19 protein-coding genes and 2 pseudogenes are annotated in these 21,484 nt (G+C 70.3%); 6 read left to right on the forward strand and 15 right to left on the reverse strand.

Features of this window, described 5'->3' with window-relative positions:
* The first annotated feature begins 24 nt into the window (after positions 1-24).
* Positions 25-327: a hypothetical protein gene (locus ACHMXE_RS07900; RefSeq protein WP_395345356.1), complete on the forward strand. Its 303-nt coding sequence runs from the start codon at positions 25-27 to the stop codon at positions 325-327.
* Positions 327-2,072, forward strand: coding sequence for a RecQ family ATP-dependent DNA helicase (locus tag ACHMXE_RS07905; RefSeq protein ID WP_395345359.1), 1,746 nt, complete (start codon positions 327-329; stop codon positions 2,070-2,072). The genes ACHMXE_RS07900 and ACHMXE_RS07905 overlap by 1 nt, the downstream gene beginning before the upstream one ends.
* Before the next feature lie 178 nt (positions 2,073-2,250).
* Here ACHMXE_RS07905 and ACHMXE_RS07910 read toward each other — a convergent pair.
* A pseudogene (locus ACHMXE_RS07910) lies at positions 2,251-3,058 on the reverse strand (YihY/virulence factor BrkB family protein); the annotation flags it as partial.
* A 251-nt stretch (positions 3,059-3,309) separates the two neighbouring features.
* On the opposite strand from ACHMXE_RS07910, the gene ACHMXE_RS07915 reads away from it, so the two are divergent.
* Positions 3,310-3,648 (forward strand): hypothetical protein, encoded by a 339-nt coding sequence (locus tag ACHMXE_RS07915; protein WP_395345362.1) that lies wholly within the window; start codon positions 3,310-3,312, stop codon positions 3,646-3,648.
* A 13-nt stretch (positions 3,649-3,661) separates the two neighbouring features.
* Here the strand turns inward: ACHMXE_RS07915 and ACHMXE_RS07920 are convergent, their stop codons facing one another.
* The 5 genes from ACHMXE_RS07920 to ACHMXE_RS07940 all read right to left on the reverse strand — a co-directional run bounded on the left by ACHMXE_RS07920 (position 3,662) and on the right by ACHMXE_RS07940 (position 8,736).
* Entirely contained in the window at positions 3,662-4,654 is a 993-nt protein-coding gene (locus tag ACHMXE_RS07920) for a Bug family tripartite tricarboxylate transporter substrate binding protein (RefSeq protein WP_395345365.1), read from the reverse strand.
* Between the two features lie 33 nt (positions 4,655-4,687).
* A complete protein-coding gene (locus tag ACHMXE_RS07925) occupies positions 4,688-5,488 on the reverse strand; it encodes an enoyl-CoA hydratase-related protein (protein WP_395345368.1) in 801 nt (266 codons plus the stop codon).
* Complete coding sequence (locus ACHMXE_RS07930) at positions 5,485-6,717, reverse strand: CaiB/BaiF CoA transferase family protein (RefSeq protein WP_395345371.1); 1,233 nt, start codon at positions 6,715-6,717, stop codon at positions 5,485-5,487. The genes ACHMXE_RS07925 and ACHMXE_RS07930 overlap by 4 nt, the downstream gene beginning before the upstream one ends.
* A gap of 136 nt (positions 6,718-6,853) precedes the next feature.
* The gene (gcvA, locus tag ACHMXE_RS07935; RefSeq protein WP_395345374.1) at positions 6,854-7,765 is read right to left on the reverse strand and encodes a transcriptional regulator GcvA; all 912 of its coding nucleotides are present in this window, start codon (positions 7,763-7,765) and stop codon (positions 6,854-6,856) included.
* Positions 7,766-7,770: 5 nt separating this feature from the next.
* Positions 7,771-8,736 carry an AraC family transcriptional regulator N-terminal domain-containing protein gene (locus ACHMXE_RS07940; protein WP_395345377.1) on the reverse strand — a complete coding sequence of 322 codons (966 nt, stop codon included), beginning with the start codon at positions 8,734-8,736 and terminating at the stop codon, positions 7,771-7,773.
* 136 nt (positions 8,737-8,872) lie between these two features.
* On the opposite strand from ACHMXE_RS07940, the gene ACHMXE_RS07945 reads away from it, so the two are divergent.
* A complete protein-coding gene (locus tag ACHMXE_RS07945) occupies positions 8,873-9,715 on the forward strand; it encodes an oxidoreductase (RefSeq protein WP_395345380.1) in 843 nt (280 codons plus the stop codon).
* Here ACHMXE_RS07945 and ACHMXE_RS07950 read toward each other — a convergent pair.
* The gene (locus ACHMXE_RS07950; protein WP_203207964.1) at positions 9,706-10,431 is read right to left on the reverse strand and encodes a FadR/GntR family transcriptional regulator; all 726 of its coding nucleotides are present in this window, start codon (positions 10,429-10,431) and stop codon (positions 9,706-9,708) included. The genes ACHMXE_RS07945 and ACHMXE_RS07950 overlap by 10 nt on opposite strands.
* Positions 10,432-10,527: 96 nt before the next feature.
* Here ACHMXE_RS07950 and ACHMXE_RS07955 point away from each other — a divergent pair, with 96 nt between their 5' ends.
* Complete coding sequence (locus ACHMXE_RS07955) at positions 10,528-11,214, forward strand: RraA family protein (RefSeq protein WP_395345383.1); 687 nt, start codon at positions 10,528-10,530, stop codon at positions 11,212-11,214.
* Positions 11,215-11,324: 110 nt separating this feature from the next.
* Positions 11,325-12,071 (forward strand): annotated as a pseudogene (locus tag ACHMXE_RS07960) (transporter substrate-binding domain-containing protein).
* Positions 12,072-12,076: 5 nt separating this feature from the next.
* On the opposite strand, the gene ACHMXE_RS07965 reads toward ACHMXE_RS07960, so the two are convergent.
* The 8 genes from ACHMXE_RS07965 to ACHMXE_RS08000 are packed head-to-tail and all read right to left on the reverse strand — an operon-like array spanning position 12,077 to position 21,398.
* Positions 12,077-13,348, reverse strand: coding sequence for an acetyl-CoA hydrolase/transferase family protein (locus tag ACHMXE_RS07965; protein ID WP_395345386.1), 1,272 nt, complete (start codon positions 13,346-13,348; stop codon positions 12,077-12,079).
* Positions 13,345-14,049, reverse strand: a complete 705-nt coding sequence (locus ACHMXE_RS07970; protein ID WP_395345389.1) for an aldolase/citrate lyase family protein — start codon at positions 14,047-14,049, stop codon at positions 13,345-13,347. The genes ACHMXE_RS07965 and ACHMXE_RS07970 overlap by 4 nt, the downstream gene beginning before the upstream one ends.
* 10 nt (positions 14,050-14,059) lie before the next feature.
* Positions 14,060-15,274, reverse strand: coding sequence for an alpha-hydroxy acid oxidase (locus ACHMXE_RS07975; protein WP_395345392.1), 1,215 nt, complete (start codon positions 15,272-15,274; stop codon positions 14,060-14,062).
* Positions 15,271-16,215, reverse strand: coding sequence for an SMP-30/gluconolactonase/LRE family protein (locus ACHMXE_RS07980; RefSeq protein WP_395345395.1), 945 nt, complete (start codon positions 16,213-16,215; stop codon positions 15,271-15,273). Before ACHMXE_RS07980 ends, ACHMXE_RS07975 begins: the two co-directional genes overlap by 4 nt.
* A 5-nt stretch (positions 16,216-16,220) precedes the next feature.
* Positions 16,221-17,207 (reverse strand): Bug family tripartite tricarboxylate transporter substrate binding protein, encoded by a 987-nt coding sequence (locus ACHMXE_RS07985; RefSeq protein ID WP_395345398.1) that lies wholly within the window; start codon positions 17,205-17,207, stop codon positions 16,221-16,223.
* Between the two features lie 47 nt (positions 17,208-17,254).
* Positions 17,255-18,880, reverse strand: coding sequence for a thiamine pyrophosphate-binding protein (locus ACHMXE_RS07990; protein WP_395345401.1), 1,626 nt, complete (start codon positions 18,878-18,880; stop codon positions 17,255-17,257).
* Between the two features lie 2 nt (positions 18,881-18,882).
* Positions 18,883-20,370 carry an aldehyde dehydrogenase gene (locus ACHMXE_RS07995; RefSeq protein ID WP_395345404.1) on the reverse strand — a complete coding sequence of 496 codons (1,488 nt, stop codon included), beginning with the start codon at positions 20,368-20,370 and terminating at the stop codon, positions 18,883-18,885.
* 47 nt (positions 20,371-20,417) lie between these two features.
* Entirely contained in the window at positions 20,418-21,398 is a 981-nt protein-coding gene (locus tag ACHMXE_RS08000; protein WP_395345407.1) for a Bug family tripartite tricarboxylate transporter substrate binding protein, read from the reverse strand.
* Between the last annotated feature and the right edge of the window lie 86 nt (positions 21,399-21,484).

Here is a 21,484-nt window from a genome sequence, read left to right on the forward strand (position 1 = left end):
CTGTCTCCAAAGGAAACGACGCACATGGCAACCAGCAGCATCCTCGGCGGCGAGCACGCCCCGACCGCCCCCAAGGGCACCGACGCCGACGCCCTCGGCCCCAGCGATTCCAGCGACAGCGGCAGCGATGCCGCGGGCGACGACCGCGCGGTCATCGACGGCGGCGAGGAGCCGGCGACCAACGCGGACATCCTGCCCGACCGGGTGGGCGTCTTCCCGGACGCCGCGATGGAAGTCGCCGACGCCGTCGACGATCCCGAAGCGCTGAATCCCGAAGAACTTGCCGACGAGAACGACGGCGAGGACGACGACGAAGAGACCGCCTGATGCCAGGCGTTCCCGATGCGGCCGCGCGCCTGAAGCACACGCTGCGCCACGTGTTCGGCCATGCCCGCCTGCGTGCGGGCCAGGCCGAGGTCATCGAGCGCGTGATGGCCGGCCGCTCGACCCTGGCCGTGATGCCCACCGGCGCCGGCAAGTCGCTGTGCTACCAGCTGCCGGCCCTGCTGCTTGAGGGCCGCACGCTGGTGGTGTCGCCGCTCATCGCGCTGATGAAGGACCAGTGCGACAAGCTGCAGGAACTGGGCATCGCCGCCGTGCAGGTCAACAGCGCACTGAGCGCCGACGAACTCGAGCGGGCCGAACAGGCGATCGACGACGGCAGCGCGCGCATCGTTCTGGTCACGCCCGAGCGTCTGTCGGACCCCGCGTTCATGCAGCGCCTGTCGGCCCATCCCGTGGCGCTGGTGGCGGTCGACGAGGCGCATTGCATTTCCCAGTGGGGCCATGACTTCCGGCCCGCCTTCCTCGAGATCGGCCCCGCCGTCCGCGCGCTCGGCAACCCGCCCGTGCTCGCGCTCACGGCCACCGCGGGCGAGGAGGTGGCGGCGGATGTCATGAAGAACCTGGGCATTCCGCGCGCCGGCCTCATCGATACCGGCGCCTACCGCGCCAACCTGCAGTTCGCGGTCGAGCAGATGACGCAGGAGCCCGATCGCCAGCGCCGCATCGTCGAACTGGTGCGCGAGGAGGCCGGCAGCGGCATCGTCTACGCCGCCACGGTGAAGGCCGCGCAGGAGGCTTTCGACGCCTTGAAGGCGGCCGATCAATCGGTCGCGCTCTACCACGGCAAGCTCGGCGCGCGCGAGCGCGCCGAGGCGCAGGAAGCGTTCATGGCGGGCAGCGCGCGCGTGATGGTCGCGACCAATGCCTTCGGCATGGGCATCGACAAGCCGGACATCCGCTTCGTCGTGCATTGCCAGATGCCGTCGAGCCTGCATGCCTACTACCAGGAGGCCGGCCGCGCGGGCCGCGACGGCGAGCGCGCGCGCTGCGTGCTGCTGTTCCACGCCAAGGACCGGTCGGTGCAGCAGTTCTTTCTCGCGGGCCGCTATCCGCAGCTCGAGGACCTCGATGCCGTGTACCGGCAACTGCTCGCGGAGCCATCAACGGCCGAAGGCTGGACCGCCGCGAACCTGCTCGATGCGCTGGAGCGTCCGCGCACGCGCATGCAGGCCGCGATCGCCTTGCTGCGGCAGCAGAAGCTGCTCGCCATCGACCGTCGCGGGCGCATCGCGCTGCGCCAGGCGATGGCCGAGCGCGCCGACTTCGGCGCCATGCTCGACGGCTACAAGGCGCGGCGCGAGCAGGACCGCGAGACCCTCGAGCGCATGCTCGCCTATGCGCAGTCGGGCCAGTGCCGCTGGCAGCTGCTGCTCGACGACCTCGATCCCTCGGCCACCGCCAAGCGCTGCGGCACCTGCGACAACTGCCGGCGCATCGCGGCCCACGAAGCCGCGATGGCGCAGCCCATCGTGGTGAGCGAAGAGACCGCCAAGGCTGCGAAGCGCGAGCGCATTCCCTTCGCCGAGAGCGATCCCGTGAAGGTCAAGCGCTTCGGCGCCGGCGTCGTCGTGGCATCGACCGACGGGATGGTCACGGTGGCTTTCGAGGATGGCAGCCGGCGCTGCTTCCATCCCGACTACGTGAGCCGCCGGCGCGCGTCGCGCAAGAAACCCACCGCACTCGCGATGGCTGGCGCCGCTAGCTTCGCGGCACCCGTGCCGGCCTGATCCGCCGCATCGCCACCGCCATGAACAGCGCGCCGCCGGCGAACATGGCCAGGGGCGCTGCCAGCCCGCGCGGTGCGCGAGGAGCATCCTTGGGGGACACGCGCACGCCCGGGCCCAGGCTGTCCGTGCCCACTTCCGCCTGCCGCGCGGCTTCTTGCGTGGCCGCCTGCGCCTTGCTCGCGGCCACCGACCCATGGGCATTGGCATAGACCTTGGTGAACTCCGCGCCCAGCAGGAAGATCTGCGCCGCGTAGTAGACCCACGCCAGCAGCACCACCAGCGAGCCCGCGGCCGCGAAGGATTCGTTGACGCCGCTCTTGCCGAGGTACAGGCCGATCAGCACCTTGCCGATCTCGAACAGCACGGCGGTCACGCCGGCGCCGACCCACACGTCGCGCCAGGCGATCGGCGCGCTCGGCATGAACTTGAAGATCATCGCGAACAGCACGGTGAGGATCGCGAGCGAGACGAGGATGTTGACGCCCTGCAGCAGCGCCTCCCATCCCGGCAGCAGCGCGGCGCTCCAGCTTCCCAGGGCGGCCAGCGCCGCGCTCACCACGAGCGAGACCATGAGCAGGAACGCGAGGCCGAGGATCAGTCCGAACGACAGCACCGCGCGCGCGCAGGATGCCCCACACGCCCTGCGGCTTCGCGCGCTCGGGCACATGCCAGATGCGATCGAGCGCGCTCTGCAGTTCGGCGAAGACCGTGGTCGCGCCGACGACCAGCACGACGATGCTGATCGCGCCAGCCACCAGCCCGCGCGAGGGTTCGCTGGCGCTGCGGATCAACCCCTGCACCGCGAGCGCGCCTTCCGCGCCGATCAGGCCCGAGAGCTGCGCCGCGATCTGGCCCTGCACGGCTTCGGCGCCGAACAGCGCGCCGGCGATCGCGATCACGATCACCAGCAGCGGCGCCAGCGAGAACATCGTGTAGTACGAGATCGCCGCGCCCATGCTCGGCGCGAAATCGTCGATCCATGCCATCACGGCGTCCTTGCACAGGCGCGGGAGAGAGGGCTTTGGGGTCGCGGGGATGGTTGGGGTCGAGGAGGAGGCCATGGCCGTCACCGTGCCGGCGCGTTCGCGGGCCGGCCGTAGGAGACCGGCGTCTCATGGCGTGGGTCGCGCGGGATGCGCGTTGGCTGACACGGGAGGGCGCGGATGCCCCACCCGGGCCGATGCGGCGTGGCGGTCCATTGAAGTCTTCTCTCCATCACTTCACGAAAGTCTTCTCCATGAACCGAATCACTCGAATCCTTTGCGCCAGCGGTTTCGCGCTGGCCGTCGTGCCCGCCCTGGCCCAGTCCGGTGGCAGCGGCGGTGGCGGCGGCGGGCCGGGCCTGAACAGCTCGGACAGCGTCGCGACGCAACCGAAGAATGGCGGCACCTCGGCCACCACCCAGCCTTCCGCGACCAGCCAGGGCAATTCGATGTCGGGTGGCAACCTGAAGCCGCAGGGCAAGGCGTCGAACCAGAAGACGCGCCCCGGAACGAGCTCGACGACGAGTTCCCGAATGGGCGAGAACCCCAACACGCAAGCCACGGGACAGGGCCGCACGACCAGCCCTCAGTAAAGCCGCGCGTGGGTCACTCCGGCTCGATGCCTGCGGCCTTGATGACCTCGCTCCACCGGCGCGACTCGGCGGCCTGGAATCTCGCGAGTTCCTCGGGCTCGGTCGTCCACGCGGAGGCGCCCGAGGCCTGCAGGAAGCTTTGCGTCCGGGGGCCTACGACGGCGGCGGCCAACGCCTCGCGCAATTTCGACACCACGGGCGCCGGCGTGGCGGCGGGCACATAGGCCGCGAACCAGTAGCCGAGGTCGTAGCCCTTGATGCCCGACTCGTCGAAGGTCGGCACGCCGGCAAGCGCTGGCACCCTCTTGGCGGACGAGACGGCGATCGCGCGCAGGCGCCCGCCCTCGATCTGCGGAATGCCCGTCACGGTGTCGACGATCATCAGGTCGAGCTGCCCGCCGATGAGGTCGGTCATGGCGCTGGGGTTGCTGCGATAGGGCACGTAGAGCAGGTCGGTGCCGCTCATCTGCTTGAACATCTCGCCGGCGATGCGGCTCGACGAGTTGCCGGCGCCGAACGACAGCTTTCCGGGAGCGGCGCGCGCGGCGGCGATGACGTCGGCGAGGCTCTTCAGCCGCGAGTCCGGACGCACCACGAGCACCATGCCGCCGCGGCCCAGGCCGGTCACCGGCTTGAAGTCCTTCACCGGATCGTAGGGAAGCTTCTTGAACAGGTGCGGGTTCGCGACCTGCGTGGTGTTGGTCGTGATCAGCACCGTGTAGCCGTCGCCCGCGGCCCGGGCCACCTCCTGGCTCGCGATGAGCCCGCTCGCGCCGCCCTTGTTCTCGACGACGACCGGCTGCTTGAGGCGCTCCGCGACGCTGGCACCGACCGCCCGCGCGAGCTGGTCGGTGGCGCTGCCCGCGCCGAAGGGAACGACGAGGACGATCGGCTTGCTCGGATAGGGGGCGGCTTGCGCCCACACGGCGGGCATCGCCATCGTCGCGGCCGCGAGGACGCAGGCCGAACGGACGATCCGGAAAATCTGGCTGGCGGTGTTCTTCATCTGCTTGTCTCCTGTCTTGCTCGTTCTCGATGGCTAGCGGGCGCCGCGCGCGTTCGCGAGGAAGCCGCGCACCGCGTTCTTGTGCTCGTCGCCGCACAGCAGGATGGCCTGCATCGAGGCCGCCTGCTCGAGCGCGCCGGACAGCGTCGACTGGCTGGCATCGCGCACGAGTCGCTTGGCCATGCGCATGCCATGCGGCGGATTCATCGCGATCCGCTCGGCGAGCTTGCGTGCTTCCTCCTGGAGCTGGCCCGCGCCGAACACCTGGGAAACGACGCCCAGGCGCAGCGCGGCCTGCGCGTCGATGAATTCGCTCGTCAGCGTGAGCTCCATGGCTTTCGACAGGCCGACGAGGCGCGTCAGGAACCAGGCGCCGCCGATGCCCGACACCAGCCCGAGGCGCAGGAAGCTCTCGGAGAAGCGGGCGTCCTCGCTGCACAGGCGCACGTCGCACATGAGCGACAGGTCGAAGCCCGCGCCGATCGCGAGGCCGTTGACCGCGGCAATGACCGGCACCTCGATGCCGTGGACCGCGTGCGTGATGCGATGCAGGCTCTTGAGCAGCCGTTCGCGCACCTGCGTCGTGCTGCCCGCCATCAGGTCGGTGCCGTCGCGCATGTCGTTGACGTTGCCGCCGGTGCAGAAGTTCTTGCCGCTGGCGCACAGGACCACGCAGCGGACCTCCTCGTGCGCGTTGACGCGCTCGAGCGCATCGGCGAGCGCCGAGGTCATCGCGAGGTTCAGTGCGTTGCCGGTGGCGGCGGACTGCATGGTGATCGTGAGAACGGCGCCATCGATGCGCGATGCGACGAGGTCGGAAGGGGAGGAGGTCATGCGGTGATGCTTCGGGAGGGAGTGATGGGGGTGGCGGGGGTGGCGATGGCGCCGCAGCGCAACAGCGCGTCGATCTCTTCGTCGGGGATGCCGTAGGCCGCGAGCACGGCCGCGGAGTGCTGTCCCACGAGCGGTGGCGGTGTGGCGCGTGGGCCATCGCCGCCTGCGTTTCCGATCGCGAATCCGGGCATGCGCACCGCGCCGGCGATCGGATGCTCGATCACGGTTTCGACGCCGCTGCCGCGGTACTGGAGCGAGGACGTGACCTCCGCATAGCCGGCGATCGGCGCGCAGAGGATGTCCACCGCTTCGAGCGTCGAGAGCCAGGCCTCGGTCGGCCGCCGCTGGAACGCCGCGGCCAGTTGCTGGAACAGCGCGTCGCGATGCCTGACCCGCGACACGTTGTCCGCGAACAGCGGGTCCCTCTCGAGCGCGGGCTGGCCGATGGCATTGCAAAGCGCGCTCCAGCGCTCGGGCTGGTAGGCCGCCACCATGATCCAGCCATCGGCGGTCGGAAAGGCTTCGTTCGGCGCCGCGTACGGCGCTGCGCTTCCGCTCTTGCCGGGCTCGATGCCGCTGGCCAGGTAGGACGCAAGTCCCACCTGCTGGAGCATCAGCGTGGCGTTGTAGAGGCTGACGTCGATGTGCTGGCCCTCGCGTCCCTGCCGCACCGGGACGAGCGCGCCGAGGATCGCGATGGTCGCGAGGTAGCCGGTCGCCATGTCGGCGACGGGGCTCGGGACTTTCGAGGGCGGCGACCCCGCCGGGCCTAGCGTGCTCATCAAGCCCGCGACCGCCTGGATGATTCCGTCGACGCCGGCCTTGCCACTCGAAGGACCGTGCTGCCCGTAGGCCGAGATCGAGCAGTAGACCAGCGAGGGATTGGCCTCGCGCACGCTGTCGAAGTCGAGGCCGAAGCGCTTCATCACGCCGGGCCTGAAGCTCTCGATGACCACGTCCGCCGAAGCCATCAGGCGCCGCACGAGGTCGCGGCCCTGCGGTGTCTTGAGGTCGACCGCGAGGCCCTGCTTGTTGCGGTTCACGCTGAGCGAGATCACGCTCTCGCCGTGGAGCCAGGGCGGTCCGATGCGCCGCCCCATCTCGCCTTGGGGCGACTCGATCTTGACGACCTCGGCGCCGAGATCGCCGAGCAGCATGCCGCACAACGGACCCGCGACGACGTGCGAGAAGTCGAGCACGCGCAGCCCGGCCAAACTGGTTCCCAACATCTGTTCTTGCCTCTTGTTCTCGAAGCCGGCGGTATGCCGGCGCCCACCGTCAGGGGGTGGTTTCAACGAGGCTCGAGAATAGAAATCGGCTGCCTCGCGGGCAAACGACATTTGCTGCGGAGGCTTTGACTTTTTGTTAAAGCGCCGAGGGCACCGTGGTGCTCGACGCGGCGACCGCGTCCGCCAGCCAGCGCCGGAACGCCGCCAGCTCGACCGATTCCTCGCGCTCGCGGGGCGAGGCGAAGTAGTAGGTGTGATCGCCGCGATCGAGCGCGAGCCCGAACGGCATCACCAGCCTTCCCTCGGCGAGGTCCTTCTCGACCAGCGCCTTCTGCGCCATGGCCACGCCATGCCCCTCGACCGCCGCCTGGTAGGACAGCAGCGAGGTCTCGTACTTCATGCCCTGGTAGGCGTTGACGCCGGGCGCGCCGGCCGCGCGCAGCCACAGCGCCCAGTCGTCGATGCGCGCGAGCGAGTGCAGCAGCGTCTCGGAGGCCAGCGCGCGCGGCTCCCGCGGACCGGCGGCGCCAGCGCGCGGCGACATGACCGGCACGAGCTCGTTAGGCACCAGCTTCTGCACGATCAGTCGTGGCCAGTGGCCGTCGCCGAGTTCGATGCCGGCGTCGATGTCCTCACGGCTGAAGTCCAGCGGCGCCGCCGATGCGGTCAGCTGGACGTCGATGCCCGGGTGCAGTTGATGGAAGCCCGCGAGCCGCGGAATCAGCCAGCGCACCGCGAAGGTGGCCGGCGAGCGGATCCGCAGCACGCGCCGCCGGTAGCCGCCACCCATCGCGGCATTGGTGGTCTCCCGCAGGGCCATGAAGAGGGGCGTGATCTCCGACAGGTATTTCGCGCCCGCGGGCGTGAGAGACAGGCCGCCATGCTCGCGGCGGAAGAGCTGGAAGTTCAGGAACTCCTCGAGCACGCGGATCTGCCGGCTGACGGCCGCAGGCGTCACGAACAGTTCCTCGGCCGCCTTCGAGATGCTCAGCAGGCGCCCCGCGGCCTCGAACATCTTCAGCGGGTTGAGCGGCGGAAGCGGCGTCATGGCATTCAGTGCGCGGCCACGTACAGCGCATGCGGCGAGGGATCGGGCCGTGCGAACGCCTCGCGCATGCGCGCGGCCTCCTCGGCCGGGCCGCGGCCGAACATGCGCTTGAACTCGCGGCTGAACTGCGAGGGGCTTTCGTAGCCCACCTGCGCGCTGGCATGCGCGGCCGTGACCTGGTGGCGGGCCATGATCAGCCGGGCCTGGTGCAGGCGCGTGGTCTTCAGGTACTGGATCGGCGAGGTCGACGTGACGGCCTTGAAGTGCGCGTGGAACGAGGTGGGGCTCATGCCGGCTTCGTCGGCGAGACCGTCGATGTCGAGCTTCTGGTCGAAGCGCGCATGGATGGTGCGGATGGCCTTCGCGATCTTGCCGAAATGGCCCTGGCGCGTGAGCGAAGCCCGGATGGCGCTGCCCTGCTCGCCGGTGAGAACGCGGAAGTAGATCTCGCGAACCACGTCGGGACCCAGGATGGGGGCCTCGAGCGGCGAGTTCATCGCCTCGAGGAAGCGAAGCACGGCGCGGGCCAGGCGCTCGTCCATCGGGGTCGACATCAGGCCCTTGGGCGCCGCGCCTTCGTCGGACCCGTGCTCGTCGAGCTTCATCATCAGTTCCGCCGCGACCTGGAAGTCGAGGCGGAAGTAGATCGCCAGCAGCGGCTCCTGCGCCGATGCGTCCGTGTCCATCGAGAAGGGAACGGGCACCGACACGGCCAGGTAGTGCTGCGCGTCGTAGAGGTAGACCTCGTCGCCGAGGAAGCCGCGCTTGCGGCCCTGCAGCACGATGACGATGCCGGGCTCGTAGAGCACCGGCGCGCGGGCCAGCGGCCGGTCGGAGCGGAGGATCCGGACATCGGGCAGCACGGTCAGGTTGTAGCCTTCGATCGGCGCCAGGGGCTGCACCAGATCGACCATCTGCTGCTGCACATGGGAGACCGTGGGCGGTGCGTTGCGAGGACGAGCGTCGTTCATGGGAGCCGCGAATCTGCCACAGCCGGGCCGCCGGGTCCACGGCTTCGTAGTTCTAGGCAAGCCATGTGTGCGACTCGGCATATCGCGACCGTGCTGCGATTTCTACGATCGGTGCCTGATCTTCAAGGAGCCGACCATGACCCAGACCACATCCAGAACCTTCCTCATCACGGGCGTCAACTCGGGATTCGGAAAAGCCTTCGCGGCAGCCGCCCTCGCGCAGGGGCACACGGTGCTCGGTACCGTCAGGAGCGAAAGCAACAAGGAAGCGTTCGAGCGCAGCGCGCCCGGCCGATCGCATGCCGTGCTGCTCGACGTCACCGATTTCGAAGCGATCGAGCGTTCCGTTCCCCAACTGCTCGCCCAGCACGGGCCCATCGACGTGCTGGTCAACAACGCGGGCTACGGGCACGAGGGAACGCTCGAGGAGTCCAGCCTGGCCGAGATGCAACGCCAGTTCGACGTGAACGTCTTCGGCGCCGTCGCCATGATCAAGGCCGTGCTGCCCTCGATGCGCACGCGCCGCCGCGGCCACATCGTCAACATTACCTCGATGGGCGGCTTCATCACCATGCCCGGCATCGCCTACTACTGCGGCAGCAAGTTCGCGCTCGAGGGCATCTCCGAAGTGCTTGGCAAGGAAGTCGCGGGCTTCGGCATCCATGTCACCGCCGTCGCGCCGGGCTCGTTCCGCACCGACTGGGCCGGGCGCTCGATGGTGCGAGCGGAGCGCAGCATCGCGGACTACGACGCGCTCTTCGATCCCATCCGCGAGGCCAGGCAGGCCAAGAGCGGGGCGCAGACCGGCGACCCCGCGAAGGCGGCACAGGCGCTGCTCGCGTTGGTCGATGCGTCGAATCCGCCGGCGCACCTGCTGCTGGGCACCGATGCACTGGGGCTCGTGCGCGCCAAGCTCGCGGCGATGTCCGATGAGATCGATGCCTGGGAAGCGGTGACGCGCTCGACCGATCACGCCTGAGGTTCGCGCAGCAGCGCATGCAGCGCCGCCGCCATGTGGGCCTGCATGGCGGCCGCGGCGCCGGCCACGTCGCCCTCGCAGATGCGGGCCACGAGTTCAGCGTGGCCATCCTGCACCTGCTGCAGGCTCTTGCGGGTCTTGCGCCGTTCCATGCCCTGGCGCGACAGCGATTCCAGCGACGCGCGGATCGAGCCGATCATCTGCCACAGCAAGGGGTTGCCGCTGGCGCGCGCGATCTCGACGTGCAGCTCGGTGTCGAGCGCCGCATAGGTGGCCGGGTCGCGCAGGCAGCCCTGCATGCGCGTCACCAGCGCCGTCATGCGCTCGATCTGGGCCGGCTGCCGGCGCGCGGCCGCGAGCGCCGCGGACTGACCTTCCAGCGCCGCGCGCACGGCCATCAGGTCCTCGGTGGAGTTGTCGAGCACCTGCAGCGCGCGCGCGAAGTAGATCGACATCGCGGTGGCGTCGAGGTCGCGCCGGATGATCGGGCTCTTGCCGTTGGCGATGTCGACCACCCCCATGCCCTTGAGCGTGCGCAGCGCCTCGCGCACCACGGGCCGGCTCACGCCGAGGATCTCGGCCAGCCGGCCTTCGCCGGGCAGCGCGGCGCCGGGCGCCAGCCGCGAGCGCTCGATGTAGCCGAGCAGGCTCTGCACGGCCTGCTCCGACAGCGGCACGCGCTCGAGCTTGTCCAGGACGAAGGGGTGGGCGGTCATGGCTACCTATCATATAGGGTGAGAGCTTGCGACCGAGGCGGGCGCCCCGTTCAATCGGGCCATTGATCGACTGGCTGACCGAACGAAGAGACAAGCATGTGGAAAGACGATGACGAGCTGTTCCAGCTCATGAAGACCAAGCTGTTCCCCGCCGTCGTGGGCGACATCCTCGACACCATGGGGCTGCTGCGGCAGTTCCTGCCGCCCGCCATCCGGCCGGTGGAGCGCTCGATGGTGATCGCGGGCCGCGCGATGCCGGTGCTCGAGACCAACTGCTTCGCGCGCACCGAGCCCGAGGGCAAGACGCCGCTGAGCCGGCAGCCCTTCGGCCTGCTGTTCGAGGCGCTCGACGACCTGAAGCCCCACGAGGTCTACGTCGCCACCGGCTGCGCGCCGCAGTTCGCGCTCTGGGGCGGGCTCATGACCACGCGCGCCCAGCACCTGAAGGCGGCGGGCGCGGTGCTCGACGGCTACTCGCGCGACACCAACGAGGTGCTGGAGCTGGGCCTGCCGGTCTTCTCGCTCGGCGGCTATTCGCAGGACCAGGGCCCGCGCGGCAAGGTCGTCGACTACCGCGTGCCGGTGGAGATCCAGGGCGTGCGCGTGCGTCCGGGCGACATCGTCTTCGGCGACCAGGACGGCGTGCTGATCGTGCCGAAGGAAGCCGAGGTCGAGGCCTTGCGTCGCGCGCTTGAGAAGGCCAGCACCGAGAACGCGGTGCGCACCGCCATCCGCAATGGCATGAGCACGGTCGAGGCCTTCGAGACCTTCGGCGTGATGTGACGAGACCGCCTCGTCCTCTCGTCGTGCCCTGCCGACCCATTCACAAGGAGACTCACATGTTCGATTCGATGTCGCGCCGGCAACTGCTGGCGGTCGCGGCCGGGGCCGCCATGGCCGGCCTGTCCGGTGCCGCCGTGGCGCAAAGCGCCGCGGAAATCCAGAAGAAGGGCCAGCTCACGGTCGGGCTGCTCGTGGACTTTCCGCCCTACGGCACCACCAATGCGCAGAACCAGCCCGACGGCTACGACGCCGACGTCGCGCGGTTGCTGGCCAAGGACCTCGGCGTCAAGCTCAACCTCGTGCCCGTCACCGGCCCCAACCGCATCCCGTTCCTGCTGACCAACAAGGTCGACCTGCTCGTGGCCTCGCTCGCGATCACGCCCGAGCGCGCCAAGTAGGTCGACTTCTCGTCGCCCTATGCGACCGCCACCGTGATCCTGTACGGCGCGAAAAAGGTCGACATCAAGAGCGCGGCCGACCTCAAGGGGCGGCGCATCGGCGTGGCGCGCGCGAGCGTCCAGGACGTGGCGCTGACCGCCATGGCGCCCGAGGGCACCGAGATCCGCCGCTTCGACGACGATGCCTCGGGCATGCAGGCGCTGATCTCGGGCCAGGTCGATGCGATCGGCTGCTCCACCACCGTCGCCGCGCAGATCGCCAAGCGCGTGCCGCCCGACACCTACGAGAAGAAGTTCACCGTGCGCGAGCAGGTCATGGCCATCGCCATGCGGCCCGGCCAGGCCGAGCTGAAAAAGACGCTCGACGAGTTCGTCGCGCGCAACCGCGCGAATGGCGAGCTCAACAAGCTTTATCAGAAGTGGTTGGGGACGGACTTTCCGGTGATTGCGGCGCCCTGATTCGCTCACGCGCGGCGAAGCAGTGCTCCTGCTTCGCGCTGCAGCGCCTCGCGGTGCTCGGGCGCCGCGATCGACACCATGGCCGCCACGCGCTCGCGGATCGTCAGCCCTCGCAGCCGGGCCATGCCGTGCTCGGTGGCGATCACGTCGACATCGCTGCGGGCCGTCGTCACCGGCCCATGGAGCCGGCTGACGATCTTAGAGCGGCCGTCCTTCCCGGTGGAGGGCAGCGCGATGATCGAGACCCCGCCGTCCGATTGCGATGCGGCGCGCACGAAATCGACCTGCCCCGCGACCGCGCCGATGTGGTCGCCCTCGATCGCTTCGGCGTTGACCTGTCCGGTCAGGTCGACCTCGAGCGCCGAGTTGATGGACACGAGTCGCTTGACGCGCGCCAGCGTCGCGGCGGCGTGGGTGTAGCTCGCGTGGCACAGGCGCAGGCCCCGGTTCTCGTGCGCGAAGCGGTAGAGGCGCCGGGTGCCGAACAGCATGCCGGTGACGGTCACGCCGGGATCGATGCCCTTGTGCGCATTGCTGATGGCGCCGCTTTCCACCAGGTCGACGACCGAGTCGCCGATCATTCCCGAATGGATGCCGAGGTCGCGGCGATCGGACAGCATCGCGACGACGGCTTCGGGAATCGCACCGACGCCGATCTGCAAGGTCGCCCGATCGGGAATGGCGTCGGCCAGCCTCGAGGCGATCTGCCGCTCGATCGCGCCGAAGCGCGCCGTGGGCAGTTCGATCGGCATGCGATCGGTGGGCACGGCCACCGAGATCTCGTCGGCGCGCAGCGGTTCGTCGCAGGGCGTCCAGGGCACGTTCGCGCTCACCTCGGCGATCACGACGCGGGCGCGGCGCAGGGCCGTGCGCAGATGGTCGTTGACCAGGCCGAAGCTGTGCTCGCCGCGCGCATTGGCGGGGCTCACGAGCAGCATCACCACGTCGCTGCGGATCTGCCCGGCCTCGAGCATCGGGCCGATCGACGAGAAGTGGCACGGCATGGGATCGAGCGCGCCCGCGGCCACGAGCTTCCTGAGCGACCCGATGCCGCCGATGCCGCTGAAGCGCAGGTGGTCTGCGTGCTTCGGGCCGAAGGTGCTGGAGAAGGCGGTGGTGCAGAAGAACACGCCGGCGCCGCTGAAGGCGGCGCGCTGCGCCACCAGTCTCTCGGTCAGGCTCAGCGGCTCGCCCGTGCCCTGGCCGAACACGATGCCGTCGCCGGGCCGCACATAGGTGGCGAGGTCCAGGTCCTCGAGGCGCACGGTCCGCGTCATGGCCGTGCTCCGATCGGCTCTTGGGGGACGCAGGCGCGCATGCCGGCCTCGATGAGCCAGTCCACCGAGACGTAGCGCAGGTTGGCGCCACGGCGCTGGAACAAGGGCAGTTCCTCGGTCGTGGCCGGATAGCCGAAGCTCCGACCGAGGCCGTGCAGGGTGGCGCAGGCCTCGTCGATGGCCGCGAGGGTCTGCGGCGTGTGGCGTCCGCGTCGGCCGGCCAGTTCGTAGGCGATGTCGTTCGGACCGATGAGGAAGGCATCCACGCCCGGGACCGCGGCGATCGCCTGCAGCGACTCGAGGGATGACCGGGTCTCGATCTGGATCACCAGCGACTTGCGGATCGCGTCCTCGCCGCAGGCGTAGCGCACGAGTTCCGCGGCCTCCTCGACCTGGGCCGCGGTCTCGATGTGCGGCACGACGAGCGCATCGGCGCCGCGGTCCAGCAGCCGAATCAGCTCGGGGCCCGCGCGCGAATGGGAGCGCACGGCCGCGGGCAGGCCGCAGGCACGCGCGGCGACGATCAGCTCCGCGGCCGCATCCAGCCCGATCCCGGTGCGTTCGCAGTCGATGAAGGCCGCATCCGCACCGTGGCGTGCAAGCAGCGGCATCAGGTCGGGATTGCGTCCGCCCACATTGACCATGGTCACGGGCTCGCGTGCGCGCAGGCTGGCGGTGAAGGCATTCGGGCTCGCGGCCATGCGGGAACGGTCACTGGACATCGGCGGCCACCTCCCGCGGCGGGACGCGGATGTCCGCTGGCTCGGGCGGGTGCCCGCGCTCCTCCCACAGGAAGTCGCGGGCCAGATCGGCTGCATTGGGGCAGCCGATCTGGCCGAGCGTGAGGTCCAGTTCGGCGCGAAGAATCTCGACCGCGCGCTGCGCGCCGGCGGCACCGTGCGCGGCCAGGCCATAGCCCGCGGCGCGGCCCACGAAGCACAGCCGCGCGCCCAGGCACAGCGCCACGGCGATGTCGGAGCCGCGCCGGATGCCGCTGTCGAACATCACGACCATCCGCTTGCCGACGGCGGCGACGACCTCGGGCAGCGCGTCGATGGCGGCGACTCCGCGATCGAGCTGCCGGCCGCCGTGGTTGGAGACGATCACGCCGTCCACGCCCAGCGTCGCGGCGTGTTGCGCGTCTTCCGCGCTCAGGATGCCCTTGAGGACGAGATGGCCCGTCCATTGCTGGCGCAGGCGCTCGACCAGCGACCACCGGTGCGGCGTGGGGACCTGCGACGCATAGAAGCTCGTGAGCTCGCGCGCACCGATGCCCGCGGGCGCATACGGCAGGACGTTCTCCATCACCGGCAGGCCGTTGCGCAGGTAGCGCGCGACCCAGGCGGGATGGCGCAGCGACTCGAGGATCACCGCGGGTGTCGGCTTGTAGGGACGCACCCAGCCGCTGCGCATGTTGCGCTCGCGCTTGGCATGCAGCGGCACGTCGACCGTGACCACCAGCGTCTCGATGCCGCTGGCCGCGGCCCGCCGCAGCAGGTCGGCCTCGATCTTCGCGTCCTTGCAAGGGTAGTACTGCAGCCAGGCGCCCGGTGCCTTGTCCGCGATGGCCTCGGTCGTGGCATTCGAGGCGCCGGACAGCACGAAGGGCAGCCCGTTGCGATGCGCGGTCTCGGCCAGCAGCAGGTCGCCCTGGTGGCGCACCATTCCCAGCATGCCCATCGGGCCGATGCCGAACGGCGAGCCGTAGGTCTTGCCGAACACGGTGACCTGCTGCGAGCGCGTCGAGATGTCCACCAGATAGCGCGGCCGCAGCAGGTGCGTCCGCAGGCGGCGCTCGTTGCGCGCGAGGGCCTCCTCGTCGTCGGCGCCGCCCTCGAGGTAGTCGTAGATCACCCGCGGGAGATAGCGACGTGCCTGGCGCTGCAGATCCGCGATGCTCAGGCATTGGGCAGGCGTGGCGCTCATGCGTGCGCGCCCTCCGCGTGGCCGGACGCCGTCCGCTGCGCCTGCGTGGGCGCGCCGGGGGTCTGCACTTCGGCGACCAGCACGTGCTCGCCGGCCGTGACGAAGATCCGCCCGCGGCCGGGGCCGCCGTAGGCGCAGTTGGTGGTCATGCGCCCGACCGGCGAATCCAGCCGCAGCGCGGGTTGGCCGAGCTCGTCGAAGATCCAGACCGCGCCCAGGCCCACGTGGCACACGGCGATGCCTCCACCCTCGTCGAGCGCGAGGCCGTCGGGACCGCCGCCACCCGACAGCTGGATCCAGCTGCCGACCTTGGTCACGAGGCCGTGCTGCTTGACGAGCGGCACGCGCCAGATCGCGTTGGCGCGCGTGACGGCGACGAACAGCACGTCCTCGTGCAGGTTGAGCACGAGGCCATTGGGGCTGGGCACGTTCGAGAGCAGGCAGTCGAGCCGGCCATCGGCGGCGAGGCGATAGACGCGGCCGGTCGCATCGTGCAGGCCGGTCTGGCCCTGGTCGGTGAAGTACAGGTCGCCGTTCGAGGCGAAGCTCAGGTCGTTCAACCCCTTGAAGCGCTGGACGAGCGCGCGATCGAGGAAGGGCTCGACCTCTCCGGTGCGCGGGTCGAACACCATCAGCCCGTTCTTGTTGTCGGCGATGAAGGCGCGGCCGTCGGGATGGAACGCGAGGCCGTTGGGCTCGCCGTCGTACTCGAGCTCGCAGTGCATGTTCCCCTCGGGGTCGATCCTGAAGAGGCGGCCCCAGGGGATGTCGGTCACCCAGAGGTCGCCCCGGGCGTCGAAGGACGGGCCTTCGAGGAAGGCGGGCGCCTTGGCCCCGTGCAGCTGCACGTCGACCCAGGTGGAGCGCCTGTTCCTGACGTGGAAGCGCTCGGGAACGGTGGCGAAGACTTCGAACTTCCGGCTTGGCGGTGCGGCGTACATGGTGCTCACTCCATCCGGATGCCGAGGTCCTTCACCAGCGGACCCATGTTGGCCGATTCGGACTTGATGAGCTTCACGAAGTCGTCGGCGCCGATCCAGTTCGCCTCCAGGCCGAGCGCGCCCATCTTGTCGCGCAGGTCGGGCATGGCGAGCACTTCCTTGAGGTCGTCCGAGATCTTCTGCCGGATCGGCGCGGGCAGGCCGGCCGGGCCCATGAGGGCGTGCCACATCGGGGCCTCCGAGTTCTTCAGCCCGAGTTCGCCCAGCGTGGGAACGTCGGGCAGCGAGGCGATGCGCCGGGCGCTGTTGGTCGCCAGCGGGCGCAGCTTGCCTGCCTTGAACAGCGGCGGATAGGCCGGCACGCCATCGAGGCCCGAATGGATCTCGCCCGACAGCAGCCCCTTGGTCACGTCGGCGCCGCTCTTGTAGGCCACGTACCGCGTCTTCACGCCCGCGTCGCGCATGAAGCGCTCGGCGGCCAGCTGCACGCCGACCACGCCGCCGCCCATCGTGAAGGCCTCGGGGGACTTCTTCGCCAGCGCGATGAACTCCTGCATGGTGTGCGCCGGCAGCGTGTCGTTGGCCACGAAGATCAGCGGCACCGAGGCGATGACCGCGATCGGGGTGAAGTCCTTGAGCGCGTCGTACGGCAACCTCGTGACGGCGAACTGGTTGACGGTGAGCGTGGAGTTGATCGGCTGGAACAGGGTGTAGCCGTCCGGCGCGGCGCGCGCGGCCTCCACCGCCGCGATGATCGTGTTGGCGCCGGGCTTGTTGTCCACCATCACCTGCTGGCCCCAGCGCTCGGTGAGCTTCTGCGCGATGTGGCGCGCGGTCGCGTCGGCCGTGCCGCCGGCGGCGAAGGGCACGATCCAGCGGATCGGCCGCGTCGGCCAGTTCGGCGCGGCCGTTTGCGCGCCCGCGACGAGCGCGGACAGCAGGAGGCCGAGGCCGATCAGGCCGGCCAGCAGGTTCTTGAAGCACTTGGGCATGGATGTCTCCAGGGGGTTTTTGTCGAAGGGGAAAAGAAGGGCGCGGTTCAGCCGCGCAGCGCGCGCGCCTGCGCCTGGTAGCCGGTGGGGTCGACGCGCACGTCGATCAGGCTCGGACCGTCGTGGTCGAGCGTGGCGCGCAGCGCCTGGCGGTAGCCGGCCTCGTCGTGCACGCTGAAGGCGCGCAGGCCGAAGCCACGGGCGACGTCGGCGAAGTCGGCGCGGGACCAGCCGACGCCGGCGGGCGCCATGCCCCGGTTGCGCTGCTTGAGCGCGATCAGGGACAGGGCGCCGTCGTTGAAGACCACCACGCACAGCCGCGCGCGTTGCTGCGCCGCGGTGGCGAGTTCGCCCGCGCACATCATCAGGCCGCCATCGCCGGTGAACGCGAGCGTCGGCCGGCCGGGATCGTGCAGGGCGCGCGCGATGGCGGCGGGCAGGGCGAAGCCCATGGTCGCCAGGCCGTTCGAGATCAGCGCGCCGCCCGGCGCATCGGCGCGCCAGAGCGCCATGGCGGAGAACATGTGGGCACCGGCGTCGACCGTGATCGCGGGCCGCGGCGACGCGGCCGCGTCGAGCGCGACCTCCACCACGGCCTGCGGCGACAGCGCCGTGCCGTCCTCGCCGCCCGCGCAGCCGAGGCGCTCGCGCATCCCGAGCCGCAGCGCGGCGATTTCCTCGGAGCTCCACTGCGAGCGGCGGCTTTCGGGCAGCACGGAGGCCAGCGCGGGCGCGAGCGGACCGAGAAGGCTCGCCGCGGCCCGCACCGGCTGCACCGGCCGCGCGAACAGGGCGAGCTCCAGCACCGGCGTGTCGCCGCAGCGCACCGGGCCGATCAGCTCGACCGGATCGAGCCCGATCGAGAGCACGAGGTCCGCCGCATCGAGCGTGGCTCGTTCGGCGGCGCCGCCCGTGACGTGGCCGACCGTCCATTCGGCGTCGTCGCTGAGCAGCCCCTTGGCCTTGTAGGTGGTCAGCACCGGGCAATGCAGTTGCTGCACGAGCCGAGCCACCTGCTGCAGGGTTCGGGGCTCGCGCGCTTCCAGGCCCAGCAGGACGACCGGTCGCTTCGCCCGCGCGAGCAAGGCCGTGGCGTCGGCCTGCAACCGTGTTTGTGGCTGCGGCGCGATTACCGGTGCCGGCGGCGGCGCGGCCGCATCGATGGCCACGCGCCGTTTCGCGTTGGCACCCGTCAACACGAGGTGCACCGGCCCCCAGGGCGCGGCCAGCATCGCATCGACCAGGCCTTCGAACTCGAGCGCCGGATCCTCGGACTCGAGCCGCGCCGCGGCCTTGACGACCGGCGCGGACATCGCGTGCTGGTCGAACACCTGGTGCGCATCGAGCGCGCGCTGCGCGTCGGTCCAGCCATCGCTGATGAAGAGCACCGGTGCTCGGTCCAGGCTCGCATGGGCCAGTCCGTTCATCGCACTGGCCGCGCCCGGGCCCTGCGTCGCGACGGCGACGCCGAAGCCATGGCGCAGTTCCGCATCGGCGGCGGCCATCAGCGCGGCGCCGGTTTCGGTGCGGCACAGCACGAAGTCGATGCCATGGCGGTCGAAGGCCTCGATCAGGTCGAGCGAGCTGCCGCCGCCCGGCACGCCGAACGCGCGTTTCACGCCATGTGCCGCGCAACCGCGCGCGACGAGTTCCGCAATGGATTGCTGCGTCATGCTCAGACCTTCAGCACGAAGGGGTCCTGGATTTCGTCGCTGGTCTCGCACCAGACGCTCTTCGTCTGCAGGAACTGCTCGACCGACTCCATGCCGTTGACGCGGCCGATGCCGCTGTCCTTGTAGCCGCCGAAGGGCGAGTTGAAGGCCATCGCCCGGTAGGTGTTGATCCACACCGTGCCGGCCTGCAGCCTGCGCGCCATCGAATGCGCGCGGCGCAGGTCGCGCGTCCACACGCCCGCGGCGAGGCCGAAGCGGTTGCCGTTGGCCAGGGCCAGCACCTCGTCGTCGTCGGAGAAGGGGAGCACCGCGAGGACCGGGCCGAACACCTCCTCCTCGAGGATCGGGTTGTCGCGGCCGAGCCGGTGCAGGATCGTCGGCTCGAAGAAGTAGCCCTGCTCCAGGCCCGGCACCGTGGCGCGGCGCCCGCCCTGCAGCACTTCGCCACCGGCGGACACGGCCTTGGCGACCAGCGACAGGTTCTTGTCGAGCTGCGCCGCGGTGGCGGCGGGCCCCATCTGGGTGTCGGCGGAGAGCGGGTCGCCCAGGCGGATCGCGCGGGCGCGCTGGACCAGCCGCTCCACCACCTGGTCGTAGATGCGCTCGTGGATGTACGCGCGCGAACCGGCGATGCAGGTCTGGCCGGCGGCGGCGAAGATGCCCGACAGCAGGCCCACCACGGCGTTGTCGACGGGCGCGTCGTCGAACACGATGTTCGGACTCTTGCCCCCGAGCTCGAGCGTGCAGCTCGCGAGCCGCGCCCCGGCGCGCGCGGCGATTGCACGGCCCGCGCCATCGCTGCCGGTGAAGCAGATCTTGGCCACGCCCGGATGGTCGACCAGCGCTTCGCCGGCCGCGCGCGCGCCGGTCACGACGTTGAGGGTTCCCGGCGGGATGCCCGCCTCCTCGGCGAGGCGCACCAGTTCGAAGGCCGAGGCCGAGGTGACTTCGGAAGGCTTGAGCACCACCGTGTTGCCGGCCGCCAGCGCCGGCGCGCAGCTCATGATGGTGAGGAAGGTCGGCGAGTTCCAGGGCACGATCACGCCGATCACGCCGAGCGGTTCCCGCAGCGTGTAGTTCAGCACGCTCTGGCGCTCGAGCGGGATCACGCGGCCCTCGATCTTGTCGGCCAGCCCGCCGAAGTAGTAGAGCCACTCGCGCACCACGGTGGCCTGCGCCTTCATCTCGGCCAGCAGCTTGCCGTTCTGGGCCGATTCCAGGCGCGCGATGGCCTCGCTGTGGGCGGCGATGCGCTCGCCCCAGGCCATCAGGAGGCGGCCGCGCCGGGTGTTCGACAGCCGTCCCCATTCGCCCTCGAGCGCCGCTTGCGCGGCGCGCACCGCCCGGTCCACGTCGTCGGCGTCCGAATCGGCGAAACGGCCCCAGGGAGCGCCGGTGGCGGGGTTCGTGCTCGTGAAGCTGCGTCCGGCGCGCGCGGGTTCGGCGCGGCCGGCGATGTGGTTCTGGAACTGCGGTGTCTCGGTCTGCATGAAGCTTCTTTCGGCGTGATGGTTGAAAGGGTTCGGGGGCGGCCCGCTCATTCGGGCTGGAGGCCGGCGGCCTGGATGGCCGCGCCCCAGGCGCGCTGCTGTGCCTGGACCAGCGCGGCGAGTTCGGCCGGGCTGCCGGGGCGCACCTCGAGGCCCATGGCCGCCATGCGCTGCCGCACCTCGGGCTTGCCGAGCACGCGCAGCAAGGCGGTGTTGAGGGTGGCGACGACCGCCGCCGGCGTGCCCGCGGGGGCGAGCAGCCCGCCCCAGTTGTCGAAGTCGAAGCCCGGATAGCGTTCGCCGACCGCGGGCAGCTCGGGCAGGATCGGCGAGCGTGCGTTCGCCATCACGCCGAGGGCGCGCAGCCGTCCCGATTCGACGAAGGGCCGCGCGGAGCCCCAGTCGGTGAAGAGGAAGTCGACCCGTCCCGCCGCCAGGTCGGTGAGGGCCTCGGGCGAACTCTTGTAGGCCACCTCGGTCGCGGCGAATTCCGCGACGCGGCGGAAATGCGCGCCGCCCACGCGGCCGGAGGCGTTGCCGTAGCCATAGAACGCGCTGCCCTTCGCTCGCAGCCGTGCCACCAGCCCCGGCACGTCGCGATCGGGGGCGCTCGCATTCACCAGCAGCACGAAGGTGTAGTTGTTGAGTCCGCCGACGGCGGTGAAGTCCCGCACCGGGTCGTAGGGCAGGTTGCGCGTGAGAAAGGGCGCGGTCGAATGCGTGGAGGAGCTGCCCATGCCCAGCGTGTAGCCGTCGGGCGTGGCCCGTGCGAGCGCGGTCGTGGCGATCTGGCCCAGCGCGCCCACCTTGTTCTCGATCACCACCGGCGTGTCGAGCTCGGGCTGCAGGTACTGGCCCAGCAGCCGCGCCAGGTTGTCGCCGCCGCTGCCGGGGCCGAAGGCCACGATCACGCGGATCGGTTTCGAGGGAAAGGCCGGCTCGGCCGCGGCGAGGCCATGCCACGGACCGCAGGCGATGCACAGCGCGAACAGCAGCGCGCTTCGGTGAGAGGGTTGCAGGAAAGGCATGGGTTGCTCCGGGGCGGCGGTGTGGGGGGCGGTCTCGCGCGGGTGCCGCGCGATCTGGTGCTCGTGCAAAGTTGTACGAACAAATA

This window comes from Variovorax sp. UC122_21 (assembly GCF_044056785.1).
Lineage (GTDB): Bacteria > Pseudomonadota > Gammaproteobacteria > Burkholderiales > Burkholderiaceae_C > Variovorax.

What these genes read in the sequence shown, in the direction of transcription:
- ACHMXE_RS07900 (WP_395345356.1), top strand. Translation starts at nt 25, where the DNA reads ATGGCAACCAGCAGCATCCTCGGCGGCGAGCACGCCCCGACCGCCCCC.
- ACHMXE_RS07905 (WP_395345359.1), top strand. Translation starts at nt 327, where the DNA reads ATGCCAGGCGTTCCCGATGCGGCCGCGCGCCTGAAGCACACGCTGCGC.
- ACHMXE_RS07915 (WP_395345362.1), top strand. Translation starts at nt 3,310, where the DNA reads ATGAACCGAATCACTCGAATCCTTTGCGCCAGCGGTTTCGCGCTGGCC.
- ACHMXE_RS07920 (WP_395345365.1), bottom strand. Translation starts at nt 4,654, where the DNA reads ATGAAGAACACCGCCAGCCAGATTTTCCGGATCGTCCGTTCGGCCTGC.
- ACHMXE_RS07925 (WP_395345368.1), bottom strand. Translation starts at nt 5,488, where the DNA reads ATGACCTCCTCCCCTTCCGACCTCGTCGCATCGCGCATCGATGGCGCC.
- ACHMXE_RS07930 (WP_395345371.1), bottom strand. Translation starts at nt 6,717, where the DNA reads ATGTTGGGAACCAGTTTGGCCGGGCTGCGCGTGCTCGACTTCTCGCAC.
- gcvA (WP_395345374.1), bottom strand. Translation starts at nt 7,765, where the DNA reads ATGACGCCGCTTCCGCCGCTCAACCCGCTGAAGATGTTCGAGGCCGCG.
- ACHMXE_RS07940 (WP_395345377.1), bottom strand. Translation starts at nt 8,736, where the DNA reads ATGAACGACGCTCGTCCTCGCAACGCACCGCCCACGGTCTCCCATGTG.
- ACHMXE_RS07945 (WP_395345380.1), top strand. Translation starts at nt 8,873, where the DNA reads ATGACCCAGACCACATCCAGAACCTTCCTCATCACGGGCGTCAACTCG.
- ACHMXE_RS07950 (WP_203207964.1), bottom strand. Translation starts at nt 10,431, where the DNA reads ATGACCGCCCACCCCTTCGTCCTGGACAAGCTCGAGCGCGTGCCGCTG.
- ACHMXE_RS07955 (WP_395345383.1), top strand. Translation starts at nt 10,528, where the DNA reads ATGTGGAAAGACGATGACGAGCTGTTCCAGCTCATGAAGACCAAGCTG.
- ACHMXE_RS07965 (WP_395345386.1), bottom strand. Translation starts at nt 13,348, where the DNA reads ATGACGCGGACCGTGCGCCTCGAGGACCTGGACCTCGCCACCTATGTG.
- ACHMXE_RS07970 (WP_395345389.1), bottom strand. Translation starts at nt 14,049, where the DNA reads ATGGCCGCGAGCCCGAATGCCTTCACCGCCAGCCTGCGCGCACGCGAG.
- ACHMXE_RS07975 (WP_395345392.1), bottom strand. Translation starts at nt 15,274, where the DNA reads ATGAGCGCCACGCCTGCCCAATGCCTGAGCATCGCGGATCTGCAGCGC.
- ACHMXE_RS07980 (WP_395345395.1), bottom strand. Translation starts at nt 16,215, where the DNA reads ATGTACGCCGCACCGCCAAGCCGGAAGTTCGAAGTCTTCGCCACCGTT.
- ACHMXE_RS07985 (WP_395345398.1), bottom strand. Translation starts at nt 17,207, where the DNA reads ATGCCCAAGTGCTTCAAGAACCTGCTGGCCGGCCTGATCGGCCTCGGC.
- ACHMXE_RS07990 (WP_395345401.1), bottom strand. Translation starts at nt 18,880, where the DNA reads ATGACGCAGCAATCCATTGCGGAACTCGTCGCGCGCGGTTGCGCGGCA.
- ACHMXE_RS07995 (WP_395345404.1), bottom strand. Translation starts at nt 20,370, where the DNA reads ATGCAGACCGAGACACCGCAGTTCCAGAACCACATCGCCGGCCGCGCC.
- ACHMXE_RS08000 (WP_395345407.1), bottom strand. Translation starts at nt 21,398, where the DNA reads ATGCCTTTCCTGCAACCCTCTCACCGAAGCGCGCTGCTGTTCGCGCTG.